We start from the raw sequence: 13207 nt of genomic DNA on the forward strand, positions 1-13207 counted from the left end.
GCGCTCTGACTGCTCGCCTGCCGCGCAGCAGCAGGCTGCCAGGCGAGGCTGAAGAGAGACACTGCCTTAAAAGCGTAGCCTGGCATGGCGGTGATGCCGCTGACTTTCTCGCCGCAGGATCGCAATCTGAGATGAGAATCTTATTTCATATAGCGGAAATGAATTTACGCCCGGACGTCTGAACGGCTATCCTTCCAGACCTGTTATGAATAATAAAAGATGCAGAACAACATGTCCGACCTGACCTCTTCCGCACATGTGGCAACAGCAGGCCGTGCGCCTGCGGGTGAAACACACTGGATCCGCAATGCAGCCGATGTTTCACGTTTAGTGAACCGTGGCGACAGCGCCCGCAATAACGCCCGTATCGTGATCGCGATTGCGCTGGGGGGCGTATTTCTTGATGCCTACGATCTGGGCGCGCTGGCCTTTGGCATGAAAGACATCACGCGCGAATTTAACCTGACTCCCTCCGGCACCGGCATGGTCGCCTCGGCCATTACCTTTGGCGCGATTATTGGCGCCCTGATCGGCGGCTATCTCACGGATAAGATCGGCCGCTATCGGGTGTTTATGGCCGATATGTTCTTCTTTGTCGTGGCGGCGCTCGCCTGTGCGCTCGCGCCCAATGAATATGTGCTGGCGGGTGCGCGTTTTGTTATGGGGCTGGGCGTCGGCATTGATCTGCCGGTGGCGATGGCCTTTCTGGCGGAATTTTCAAAGCTGCGCGGCAAAGGCAATAAAGCAGCCAGCGTGGCGATGTGGTGTCCGACCTGGTATGCAGCGATCAGTATCTCCTACCTGCTGGTACTGCTGCTCTATGCCGTGCTGCCAGAAAGTCACACTGACTGGCTCTGGCGGCTGATCCTGGGCTTTGGTGCCGTACCGGCGATCATCATCATCGCTATCCGCAGTCGATATATGAGTGAATCGCCGGTCTGGGCCGCGAACCAGGGTGATCTCAACGGTGCCGCAGCCATTTTGCGCGGTGCCTGGAACATCAACGCGCAGGTAGCCTCTGACGCCGGGCTGACGCCTGCTACGGCGGTGCGCAAGGCGGGCTGGCGTAACTATGTCGCGCTCCTGAAGGGGGTGTATCGCCGCCGGACCCTGCTGGCGACCATCACCTCCATCGCCTCCTCATTTGCCTATAATGCTGTCGCGTTTGGCCTGCCGGTCATCATCTCCAGTTTCCTTGCGCAGTCAATGCTGACTACGATTCTGGTGTCACTGACGCTGAATCTGCTGTTTGCCTTTGTCGGCGGCATTCTGGCCGTGCGTCTGGTGCCGCGCCTGGGGGCATGGAAAATGTCGGTGGCGGGTTATGGCTGTCAGTGTGTGGCGCTGCTGGGGCTGGCGCTGATTGGCCGCCCGGAAGAGGGACAGGAGGCGGCGCTGGCTATCGCGATGCTGGCGCTGTTCCTGTTTGGTCAGGGATTCGGACCTGGCTCGCACACCATGACCTTTGCCTCACTGAGCTACCCGACCTCGCTGCGCGGCGTGGGCGTGGGCTTCAATCAGACGCTGATGCGCGGCAGCTCGACCGTTTCACTGTTTCTGTTTCCCGTGCTGGTGGCGGCACTGGGCACCGGCGTCTTCTGGGTCATCTTCCTGGCACCGCTGGCCGGTCTGCTGGCGCTGCTGGCGATTCGCTGGGAGCCTTCAGGCTATGATGTGGACGCGGAGGATTTTGAGCAGCCGCAATAAGCAGGCACCGGGCGTGGCCATCTGTACAGAAATGGCATTTTTACGAAGAATACAGGTTTCCGGCGCCTGCAGGCCGACAAACCGCACCGCAGTGCGGTTTGTTTATGCCGTCACGGCCGGAAAGGGAAACTGCGCCAGATAGTCCGGGATGCGCGGAAACGTGTGGATAAACCACGGCGTAAACTGCTGAGGCTGCTGCTGCATCTGCTGTGCAATCAGCGCCATTGGGCGATAATCCCAGGCATCCGCCTCCTGTGGATTCAGCTCAGGCAGGCTGTCGCAGATCGCAAAAAAGACGTGACCATATTCATGCTCGGTCAGGCCATTGCTCAGCTTCAGGTTATAGCTCAGTTCAAATACCGGCGTCAGCGTCACGACCATTCCCATCTCCTCCCGCAGTCGGCGCTCGGCGGCGTCACGGGTCGATTCATGGGGATAAGGATGCCCGCAGCAGGTATTACTCCACAGGCCACCACAGTGATATTTATCGCTGGCGCGCCGCTGCAGCAGGAGCTCCTGCCGGGAATTGAAGACGTAAACCGTCACCGCACGGTGCAGTAATCCTTTTTCATGCACTTCCAGCTTTTCCATTTTGCCAGTGGGACGATCGAGGTGGTCAACGAGGATAACTTCAATAGCAGACATGGCGTTTCCTTGAGATTATTCCCATCTATTCTGGCACAAGATTAGACATTTGGGCGTGCTGCAGAGGATTTTTTGCCTGGGAAGGACGAAGGTAAGCAGGTGAAGCGCAATGAAAATCAGGCCAGCGAGGCTGGCCTGAGGAAGATTAGAGGCGGAAACTCTGAACAACCTGCTCCAGCTGGGTGCTCTGCGCTTCCATCGCCTGTGCCGCAGCAGAAACCTGCTCCACCAGCACGGCGTTCTGCTGGGTTGTGCCATCAAGCTGCGTAATCGCCACGTTAACCTGTTCGATCCCCATGCTCTGCTCGCGGCTGGCGGACATAATTTCGCTCATCAGGGTGGTGACACTGCTCACGCCCTGCATCAGCTCATCCATGGTCTGACCCGCCTGCTCAACCAGCGCGCTGCCGGTGTCGATGTTGGCTACGGACTCCTCGATTAACTTTTTAATCTCCCGCGCTGAATTGGCTGAACGCTGCGCCAGGTTACGCACTTCGGATGCCACAACGGCAAAACCGCGTCCCTGCTCGCCGGCCCGTGCGGCTTCAACGGCGGCGTTCAGCGCCAGGATATTGGTCTGGAACGCAATGCTGTCGATGACGCTGATGATATCGACCACTTTACGTGACGAGTGATGGATCTCGCCCATCGTGGTGACCACCTGACGAACGACCTCGGTGCCGCGTGCCGCCACCTGTGAGGCATCACCTGCCAGCTGGTTAGCATGGGTCGCATTGTCGGCATTCTGACGCACGGTGCCGGTCAGCTGCTCCATCGAGGCCGCCGTTTCCACAATCGAGCTGGCCTGTTCTTCTGTACGGGAGGAGAGATTGGCGTTGCCGCTGGCAATCTCGCGTGACGCAGCGGTGATCGCCAGCGCGCTGTCACCGACCTGCTGAATCAGACCCTGCAGATAACTGATGAACTGGTTAAAGCTCTGCGCCACGGCGTTAAATTCCGGGCTGTTGCTGGCGGGCAGACGCTGGGTCAGATCGGCCCCGCCGGTCGACAGCGCTTCAATGTTACGGTTCAGCACGCCAAGACGTTTCATCATTGCACGGACAAAGCCCAGTGAAACCAGCAGCAGGATCACCGCCAGCGGGATCTGCACCAGACCCAGCCGGGTCAGCATGTTGTGCGACTGCGCTTTGAGCAGGCTGGTCGGCAGGCTACTGGCGAGATACCAGGGGCTGCCAGGAATAGCCTGTACAAACAGCGTCTGCTCGCCTTCGCTGCTGTCAAAGGTGGTTTCCAGCGGCTGGCTGCCGACGCCATTCAGCAGGGTTTTCAGCGGCGCCGCCATTGGCATCTGTACGTCGGCCAGGTTCTCCAGCTTCGGGGTGGCATTCACCAGCGCGCCGTTCCCGACCACTTTGCCATCTGCCTCAACGATCAGCACGTTGCCATGAATGGTTTCGCCCATCTGTTTCGCCAGCTGATTGAAGAAGCCCAGCGTCACGTCGATGGTCGCCACACCCCAGGCCGTACCGTTGCGGTAGATAGCCATGGCGCAGTTGGTGCGGGGCTGCGGGCTGGCGGCATCCTGATAGGCTTTGGCCCAGGCGCACTGCCCTTTGGCCGCAGCCAGACCATCTTTATACCAGGGCTGTTCCCAGTATTTGTCGGCGGCATCGGAGTTCCAGTAGGTATTGACCTGCAGTTCGTTGCTGGCATTACGGGCAAAGAAGCTGCTGTCTTTCTCTTTGGCCGGATCGCGACGGTTCGGCAGCGGCCAGATACCGCCACCAAACACATTGCTGTCCTGATACTGGTTTACCAGCGTCGGTAACAGGGTATCGATAGTGGCGCTGTCCATCACCGAGGCGGCTTCGGTGATGGCCCGCTGCTGCGCCTGAACGCGGTTCATCTGTTCAACGATGCCGGACGCGAGGGAATCAACCTGATAGCGAACCAGTCGGCTTTCGCTGTCGACCAGCTGCGGCGCGACGAACTGGTTGATGACCCAGACTGTAACGAGTAAAAGCGCAACAAAGAAGGCGATCATTGTTGCGGTGAAACGGGATTGTGTTGTTTTAAACATCTTTGTTCCCCTGAACCTGGTGTGGCGCAATTGCCTGATCCGGGTTAACGGCTTGTTAAAGAGGAACTTGAGATGAGCGGGATCACATATTTCAGAAATGGTTGATTTGCGTAAGGATTTAATTTCACTGCGCAACTATCACTGGCGTGGCAGGCATCAGCAACAGGCGAAATGTCGCGCAGTAACGAGCTTACTCTTCCGGATTGACCACCTGATGGCGTGGGCGGAAAACGTGATTGCTACCCTCTGCGGTTAACCGTTCCCGTAACTTCTGGCCGCCCTGTTCCTCCGCCTGGGCAAACTGTCGTTCCGCTTCGGTAATCGGGGTTGCCCAGAGTAAGCTGGGTCGATCGCCATCGCGCTTGGGCAGGGTAAACTGCGCCTGTTCGCTGGCCAGCTCATTTGCCAGCAGGAAGCTGTCAAAGCCGACGGGCGCCACTTCCGAGGCCAGCGTGTGGCCCTCGCCAAGCCATGTCAGACGCGCCCACGGCAGATGCACAAACTCCGCCAGCGCACTCGCCATCTGCACCGCGTTGCTTTCGGTCATGACCTCGCCGTCGACCGCCATGCCCAGCTCAATACGGCGATACTGCGGTGCCAGCTCATCAAACAGGTAGTCCACCTGCGGCATGGGCCGGATACTCATGCCGATCGTTAAAAAATACCAGACGCCCTGATGCCAGTGCTGGGAGATCGCCATCGGCGGCCAGCTCCCCTGGTCGATCGCGTAATACTTCACCGGCTCGCCGAAGCGGGCCTGATAGCAGGACATCAGATCCTGCTGAACGTTGTCCCACTCGCTGCCGTCGTGCCATTCGCGCCAGAACTGGCGCTGATGCTCCGCACGAGCGTAATAGTCATTCGTAGAGGCCGACCCCAGCGGCGCCGTGAGGCGGTTCTTTTTGATGCAGCCGGCGGAGAAGCTCACCTGTTTCTCCTGATAGAGGCTCCAGCCCGGAATCACCGCCAGCAGCTGGCCGTAGTACCATAGCGCCGCGCCATCATCGCTGGGCTCCCACAGCACCTGCAGACCGGCCGGATCCAGCTCGGGTTCCGCTTCCAGATTGCGGCAATACTCGGCGCTGAGCAGCGGCGCAATGCCCTGCTCCATCGCCTCGCGATCTTCCTGCACCGGAGCCGGCAGCAGATTGCGCAGCCAGCAGCCGCGCACCGCATACTGACTGCGGAACAGGTCGGTTGGCCAGATATAAAAATAGGCGGTACGCGCATCCTGCTCAACGATAGCGGTCAGGGTGCGCTGCTGATTGTGGACTTCAGCAATCAGGGATTTGTACGTCATAGTGCCTCGACAAAACCTTGAGGAATCCATTTTCCCCAGATTAGAGCAGGATCCTGGCTGGCGCACGCTGAGGCAAGGGTAATAGTCTCAAAGTTTGGCGTCGGCGGCGTCTCCCGAAGGTCCTGTAAGCGGGACATGGAAAGTAGCATTACAGCGTCAGGGTGTGATTATTTCATTGAGCATGACAATGCCGTTACCCATTCAGAGAGGCATTTCCATTACCTTCAGCGTACTCTGGTGTGACACGGTTCTGACAACGCTGGCTTTGATATGCCGCAACCTCTGTTTCACTTAGAATCAGTAAGCTCGCTCGTTTTGCTCAGGCACTTCCAGCCACAGGTACTTTTTACCGCGATGTTGTGCGGGCAATATGCATTTTTCTGACATCGCCTTTCCGCAGAGCTTACCCGTTGCTGCAGGGCCAGACAGCGCTTATTAATCACGAAGCCGGAAACAGACGTCGCCGGGACAGGGCTTTCCCAGGTAACGTTTGCAAAGCTTACAGGGTAAGGTGTTTATGCCAAAAGCCGGGACGTTCCGGGCTCCAGCAGACGTTTTACCCGTCAGCCGCCTGAACAAAGCGGTCTGTTCAGGCTTTAGTTTCCATGACGTGAGTGGTGCCATCGCTGTCGCATCCAGCCCCCCGCTACCTGCAGGTCAGCACTTTTACACTAACCGCCCCATCCTCACCATCGCGCGATACCAGGCTCCACGCTGAATCGACCAGCGTAATCCCACCGCGATCGCATTGATCTTCTGATCGATGATCGTCTGCTGCAGGCGGCCAGTCTCGCGACCGGACATTGCCTGCGCCCACGCGGGCATCAGCGCGAACCCCGACTTCAGCATGATTTTCATTACCGGTTTCGCCTGCCAGCTCGGCGCAGGGGCATTCATCAGCAGCCGCGTCACCTCTGCGGTGCGCTCGTCGAAGCGCAGCTCAGGCCGCATCTGTTGCAGATAGTCCACCACGTCGGCGACGCTTTTGGGCACCCGCTCCGCCCCCAGGGCTTCGGCGATCAGTGCCGCTTCCTGATAGTACTGATCCTGTTCGGCGCGGGTGAGTTGCGGATTTTTGTAGCGCAGATGAGCCGCCAGAAAACGGCTGGTCTCGGCCACATGCACCCAGGTCAGCAGATGCGGATCGCTGGCGGCATAGGGTTTTCCCATGCTGTCAACGCCGCTGACTTTGAGATGGATACGTTTTACCCGCTCGATCAGCGTCTGCGCATCCTGCGAATTCCCGTAGGTGGTGACGGCGATAAACTGACTGGTGCGCCGCAGGCGGCCCATCATATCTTCACGGAAATTAGAGTGATCCCAGACGCCCGCCAGCGCAGCCGGATGCAGCATCTGCAACAGCAGCGCGCTGATCCCGCCGCACATCATGGAGGTGAAGTCACCATGGACGCGCCAGATCACGCTGTCCGGGCCAAACAGACCGGGATCGCCAGGCGGCTGAGAAAGGTCAAATTCATTCATCGACAGGCCATTAAGGCGGAAGACCTGCTGCTGAATGCGGTCACGCAGATTAATCATGGCGGCTCTGATAGTGGATATGATGCGGCGCGCCGTAGCAGGACGCTGACGACACGCCGCATCACCTTCCCCCGCATTCAGGGAAAGGGCTGATGGTTATAAATAGTTGAACTGCGCATCCTCAGTACGAACGGAATCCAGTCCAATCATCACGTTAAATTTGCCGGGCTCAGCAACATGCTGCATCTGCTGATTCCAGAACTTCAGCGCCTCAACATCAATCTTAAAGGTGACCGTCTGTGATTCACCCGCTTTCAGCATGATGCGCTTAAAGCCACGCAGCTCCTTCACCGGACGGCTGATCGAGGCAACCGGATCGTTGAGGTACATCTGCACCACCGTCGCGCCGTCACGCTGACCGCTGTTGGTCACCGTCACGCTGGCCTCGATACTGCCGTCACGTGACATGGTCGGCGACGACATTTTCACCGGTGAGACGGTGAATGTGGTGTAGCTCAGGCCGTAACCAAACGGATAGAGCGGGCCGTTGACCGCGTCATAGTAGTGCGATGTGTATTTGTTCGGCTTAGCAAAGTTATAAGGGCGGCCGGTTGGCAGATGGTTGTAATAGATCGGGATCTGCCCCACTGAACGCGGGAAGGAGACCGGCAGTTTACCCGACGGGTTGTAGTCGCCGAACAGCACATCGGCAATGGCGTTACCGCCTTCGGTGCCGCTGAACCAGGTTTCCAGCACGGCATCGGCCATCCGATCCTCATTGACTATCGACAGCGGGCGTCCGTTCATCAGCACAATCACCAGCGGTTTGCCGGTCGCTTTCAGTGCAGCTAACAGCTTCTGTTGATTCGGCGGAATGATCAGATCGCTGCGGCTGGAAGCCTCGTGCGCCATGCCCTGCGCTTCGCCCACGGCAGCCACGATCACATCGGCCTGCTTCGCTTTGGCAACCGCATCATCAATCATCTGCTGCGGCGAACGGGTGTCGATCGACACGGCCGGTTCATAGAGGTTCAGGAAGTCCTGAATCCCTTTATTATCAGAGACGTTAGCCCCTTTTTCATAGAGTAACGTCGCTTTGCCTTCGGTCGCGTTGCGCATCCCCTGCAGCAGCGAAACGGACTGCTTCGCCACGCCCGCAGCGGACCAGCTGCCCATGATGTCGCGCTGACTGTCTGCCAGCGGACCAATCAGTGCAATGGTGCCCGATTTTTTCAGCGGCAGCGTCTCCAGCCGGTTTTTCAGCAGCACGATACTCTTACGCGCAACGTCACGCGCTTCGGCCCGGTGCAGGCGGCTTTCCGCATTGGTATCCTGTGGGTCGCTTTCTTTCGGCCCTAAATGGCTGTAGGGATCGTTGAACAGGCCCATGTCATATTTGACGTTAAGCACATGGCGCGCCGCATCATCAATTTCCGCCATGCTGACGTCGCCGCGCTTCACCAGATCCGGCAGATATTTGCTGTAATATTCATCGCTCATGCTCATATCGACACCCGACTTCAGGGCGATGCGCACCGCATCCTGCGGATCGCTGGCGACGCCGTGCTTGATCAGCTCTTTGATGGCGCCGTGGTCGCTGATGGTAATGCCCTTGAACTTCCACTTATCGCGCAGCAGATCTTTCAGCAACCAGCTATCCGCCGTGGCTGGCACCCCATTGATGGAGTTCAGCGCCACCATCACTCCGCCGCTGCCTGCATCCAGCGAGGCTTTGTAAGGCGGCAGATAGTCCTGAAACATGCGCTGCGGACTCATATCCACGGTGTTGTAATCCCGGCCGCCTTCGACCGCACCATAGAGCGCGAAGTGCTTCACGCTGGTCATCACATTGTAGCGATCGGCCGCGCTTTTACCCTGCATCGCCTGAACCATGCTGCGGCCCATTTCGCTGGTGAGATACGTATCCTCCCCGAAACCTTCGGAGCCACGACCCCAGCGCGGTTCACGGCTGACATCGACCATCGGCGCCCAGGTCATGTTCAGACCATCATCGGCCGCCTCATAAGCTGAAACACGACCCACCTCTTTCACCGCGTCCAGATCCCAGCTGGAGGCCAGGGCTAACGGGATCGGAAAAATAGTGCGCTGCCCGTGAATGACATCGAAAGCGAAAAAGAGCGGAATCTTCAGGCGGCTGAGTTGCATGGCCTGATCCTGCATAGCGCGGATATCCGGGCGGGTCACCGTATTAAAGATCGCACCAACCTGACTCTTCTGAATCATGTCGCGAATCGCTTCTTTCGGATTATCCGGTCCGACGCTGATTAAACGCAGCTGGCCGATCTTTTCGTCCAGCGTCATTTTTTTTAGCAATTGATTGACGAAGGCATCCCGTGCCTGTTCGGTCATCGGGTGGTGACCTGGCACTGTCTCAGCCAGTGCGGGTTGCATCGCGAGGGTGACAGCGAGACTAACAGAGTAAATCCATTTCATCAGGTTGGGTTCTCTTAAGTAACTGCGCAATATCGAATAAACAGGCGGCAGTGTGCCACAAGATGAGAATAGCAGGTAGCTGCCGCTGTCACACTGCGTTCAGGTCAGTTGCCGTGCTACAGTTAAGGCGCACTGATAAGACAAGGGAATTGCTCATGACATCAACCTCTGCCCTGCTTTCTGACCTGCGCCGTCTGGTCGGCCCTGCCCATCTGCTGACGGAATCTGAACAGACCGCCCGCTATCGTAAAGGCTTTCGCTCCGGCGAGGGTGACGCGCTGGCCGTGGTGTTCCCCGGCACCCTGCTGGAGCTCTGGCGGGTACTACAGACGCTGGTGAAAGCTGATGTAATTATTCTGATGCAGGCGGCAAACACCGGCCTGACTGAAGGCTCAACGCCGCACGGCAACGATTACGATCGTCCGCTGGTGATTATCAGCACCCTGCGGCTCGACAAGCTGCAGCTGATCGACAATGGCCAGCAGGTGCTGGCGTTTCCCGGCAGCACGCTCTATCAGCTGGAAAAAGTGCTGAAGCCGCTGGGGCGTGAACCGCACTCGGTCATTGGCTCCTCCTGCATTGGCGCCTCGGTGCTGGGTGGCATCTGCAATAACTCCGGCGGCTCGCTGATTAAGCGCGGCCCGGCCTACAGCGAAATGGCGCTGTTTGCGCAGATCGACGCCAGCGGAAAACTGAAGCTGGTGAACCATCTCGGCATCGATCTGGGCAGCTCGCCGGAGGAGATTCTGGGACGGCTGGATGACGATCGCTGGCAGCCTGGCGACGTGCAGCATGATGGCCGTCATGCCTCCGATCACGACTACGCCGATCGTGTGCGGGAAGTGGATGCCGATACGCCCGCCCGTTACAACGCGGATGCGCGACGTCTGTTTGAGGCGTCCGGCTGTGCCGGAAAACTGGCGGTCTTTGCCGTGCGACTGGATACCTTTGCCAGCGAACCCCAGCAGCAGGTCTTTTACATCGGCACCAACGATCCCGGCGTCCTCACCGATCTCCGCCGTCATATCCTGGCCCATTTTACCGATCTGCCTGTGGCCGGTGAATATATGCATCGGGACTGCTACGACATTGCAGAAGTGTACGGTAAAGATACCTTCCTGATGATCGACAGGCTGGGCACCGATAAAATGCCGCTGTTTTTCACACTCAAGGGTCGGATCGATGCCTGGCTGAACAAACTCGCCTTCGTTAAACCGCACTTCACCGACCGCGTGTTGCAGCGCCTGAGCCGGCTGTTCCCGGCGCATCTGCCCAAACGCATGAAGCAGTATCGTGATAAATATGAACATCACCTGATGCTGAAGATGTCCGGCGAGGGGGTGGCGGAAGCGCGAAACTATCTGCGCGACTACTTCCGCGAGGGCGGCGGCGAGTTCTTTGAGTGTGAAGGTAAAGAGGGAGCGCACGCCTTTCTGCATCGCTTCGCGGCGGCGGGCGCGGCTGTGCGCTATCACGCTGTGCATGCCGATGAGGTAGAGGATATTCTGGCTCTGGATATCGCCCTGCGCCGGAACGACGCTGACTGGTTTGAAACGCTGCCTGATGAAATCCGCACTTCACTCAGCCATCGCCTTTACTACGGTCACTTCTTCTGTCACGTCTTCCATCAGGATTACATCGTCAGAAAAGGGGTCGATGTGCATGCTCTGAAAGCGCAGATGCTGGACATTCTTCAGGCGCGCGGCGCGGAATACCCCGCCGAGCACAATGTGGGCCATCTCTATCAGGCGAAACCGCAGCTGGCTGCTTTCTATCGTCAGCTCGATCCGACTAATAGCTTTAACCCCGGCATCGGCAAAACCAGCAAGCAAAAAGGATGGGCGGTTAAACAGATTTAATCGCGTCATCGGGCAGCCTGTTTATCTGAGCAGGCTGCCCGCGATACACCCGGGTGACCCGTCCGCGCCTTTTGATGCCCCCCGTGAAGCTGTTGTTCATTAATAACATCTTCACCAAAAAGTTAATCCCTCTTCCCAGATTGCACCTGCTTTATTTTCTCTTGTCGGGTTCTGTTTAGCCCCTCACAAAACGTCATCTTCGCAATTGATAATTCGCGTCGCGAAAAATACGTTATCGGCGGTCAGATATTCATCAGACGATAACGCTTTATTTCGTTCAGGGAGGAATGACGATGCGAAACATTAATTACGCGTTCGCGTTAATGGAAATAACGGCGGCAACCTTCGCGCTGACGGCAATGAGTTCATTACCGGTTTACGCGTCCGGATTCATTGAAGACGCATCGCTGAAAGGAAATGTTTTTTACTGGCAGCGGCAGCGCGATCGTAAAGAGGTCGATCCTGCCAGCGATGCGCACGGGACCTATCGGGCCAATTTACATCACGCCTCGCTCAACAGTAATCTGGACTATTCGTCCGGCTATGCCGCCGGGTTAATCGGACTGGACTTTGCCCTGTACGGTGCAGCAGAGCTTTCCAACAGCGGCCCTGCCGCCCCCAACGAAATTGGCTTCAGTAAGGCACGAACCCGCTGGGATGAAAAGTGGAATGGTGACAGTAGCGGCGCATCTGTTTATAAAGCTGCGCTGAAAGTTAACTATAACAATTACTGGTTACGTGCTGGTTATATTCAGCCAACCGGTCAGTCACTGATTGCGTCACACTGGAGTTTTTTACCGGGCACCTATCGCGGTGTGGAAACCGGTGCGCGATATGATTTTCAGGCGGCGGGAGAATTATCACTCTCCTGGATGTGGAGCGATAAATATAAAGCGCCGTGGTATCGTGATTTATATAATTTCCGCGAGGCAGATAGCACAACGCCTGTCCGTTATCTGCATTCCTTCGGCATGAAATATGATTTTAAAAATAATCTGATACTGGAAGGCGCATTTGGCCAGGCCGCAGATTACATGGATCAATATTTTGCTAAAGCATCCTGGTCAGCTACACCGGGCGGCAATGCCTTTTCCACCAGCTATCAGTTCTATGGCGCGCATGACAAAGTCTCGGGCGGGGCGGCCAATCCCCGTGATGTCTATGATGGGCTGGCCTGGTTACAGGCGATCACGCTGGGTTACAACGTCGGACCGGTTGATCTGCGCCTTGAAGGCACCTGGGTCAAAGCCGAAGGCAATCAGGGTTACTTTCTGCAGCGTATGACGCCGGGCTACGCCAGCTCTAACGGACGACTCGATATCTGGTGGGATGCCCGCTCAGACTGGAACGCCAACGGCGAGAAAGCCATCTTTGCCGGGGCGATGCTCGACCTGACCCCGTGGCAGCTGCCGGGCTGGAAAGTGGGAACCTCTTATGTCTGGGGCTGGGATGCCAGACCCGCCACGCTGCCCACGGTTGATCAGCGCCAGCGGCTGAAGGAGTCCGCCTGGAACCTCGACCTTATCTATCAGATTCAGCAGGGCCGCGCGAAGGATACGCAGTTCAGACTCCACTACACCCGTTACAACAACCACAGCAATCTGCCCAGCTACAGCGGGGGCTACGGCAATATTTTCCAGGACGAAAAGGACATCAAATTTATGGTTATCGCGCCTTTTACGCTGTTCTGACGCCCTGCACATCCGGATCTTTTTCAGCAGC

At 57.4% G+C, this 13207-nt stretch carries 8 protein-coding genes; 3 read left to right on the plus strand and 5 right to left on the minus strand.

From position 1 onward, the window contains the following. The first annotated feature begins 231 nt into the window (after positions 1-231). Positions 232-1707 (plus strand): MFS transporter, encoded by a 1476-nt coding sequence (locus tag RT657_RS03880; RefSeq protein WP_313652706.1) that lies wholly within the window; start codon positions 232-234, stop codon positions 1705-1707. Between the two features lie 102 nt (positions 1708-1809). Here the strand turns inward: RT657_RS03880 and idi are convergent, their stop codons facing one another. The 5 genes from idi to bglX all read right to left on the minus strand — a co-directional run bounded on the left by idi (position 1810) and on the right by bglX (position 9626). Next, positions 1810-2352 (minus strand): isopentenyl-diphosphate Delta-isomerase, encoded by a 543-nt coding sequence (gene idi / locus RT657_RS03885; RefSeq protein WP_313652598.1) that lies wholly within the window; start codon positions 2350-2352, stop codon positions 1810-1812. A 145-nt stretch (positions 2353-2497) separates the two neighbouring features. Next, on the minus strand, positions 2498-4393 hold the full coding sequence (locus RT657_RS03890) for a methyl-accepting chemotaxis protein (RefSeq protein WP_313652599.1): 1896 nt from the start codon (positions 4391-4393) through the stop codon (positions 2498-2500). A gap of 190 nt (positions 4394-4583) precedes the next feature. After that, a complete protein-coding gene (locus RT657_RS03895) occupies positions 4584-5693 on the minus strand; it encodes a suppressor of fused domain protein (RefSeq protein WP_313652601.1) in 1110 nt (369 codons plus the stop codon). A gap of 666 nt (positions 5694-6359) precedes the next feature. After that, positions 6360-7232, minus strand: a complete 873-nt coding sequence (locus tag RT657_RS03900) for an oxygenase MpaB family protein (RefSeq protein WP_313652603.1) — start codon at positions 7230-7232, stop codon at positions 6360-6362. 96 nt (positions 7233-7328) lie between these two features. Continuing rightward, positions 7329-9626, minus strand: a complete 2298-nt coding sequence (gene bglX, locus RT657_RS03905; protein WP_313652605.1) for a beta-glucosidase BglX — start codon at positions 9624-9626, stop codon at positions 7329-7331. Positions 9627-9781: 155 nt separating this feature from the next. Here bglX and dld point away from each other — a divergent pair, with 155 nt between their 5' ends. Beyond that, positions 9782-11485 carry a D-lactate dehydrogenase gene (gene dld / locus RT657_RS03910; protein ID WP_313652606.1) on the plus strand — a complete coding sequence of 568 codons (1704 nt, stop codon included), beginning with the start codon at positions 9782-9784 and terminating at the stop codon, positions 11483-11485. Between the two features lie 323 nt (positions 11486-11808). Further along, the gene (chiP, locus tag RT657_RS03915; protein ID WP_313652708.1) at positions 11809-13176 is read left to right on the plus strand and encodes a chitoporin ChiP; all 1368 of its coding nucleotides are present in this window, start codon (positions 11809-11811) and stop codon (positions 13174-13176) included. The last annotated feature ends 31 nt before the right edge of the window (positions 13177-13207 follow it).

The organism is Pantoea sp. (assembly GCF_032114055.1).
Taxonomy (GTDB): Bacteria; Pseudomonadota; Gammaproteobacteria; order Enterobacterales; family Enterobacteriaceae; genus Pantoea.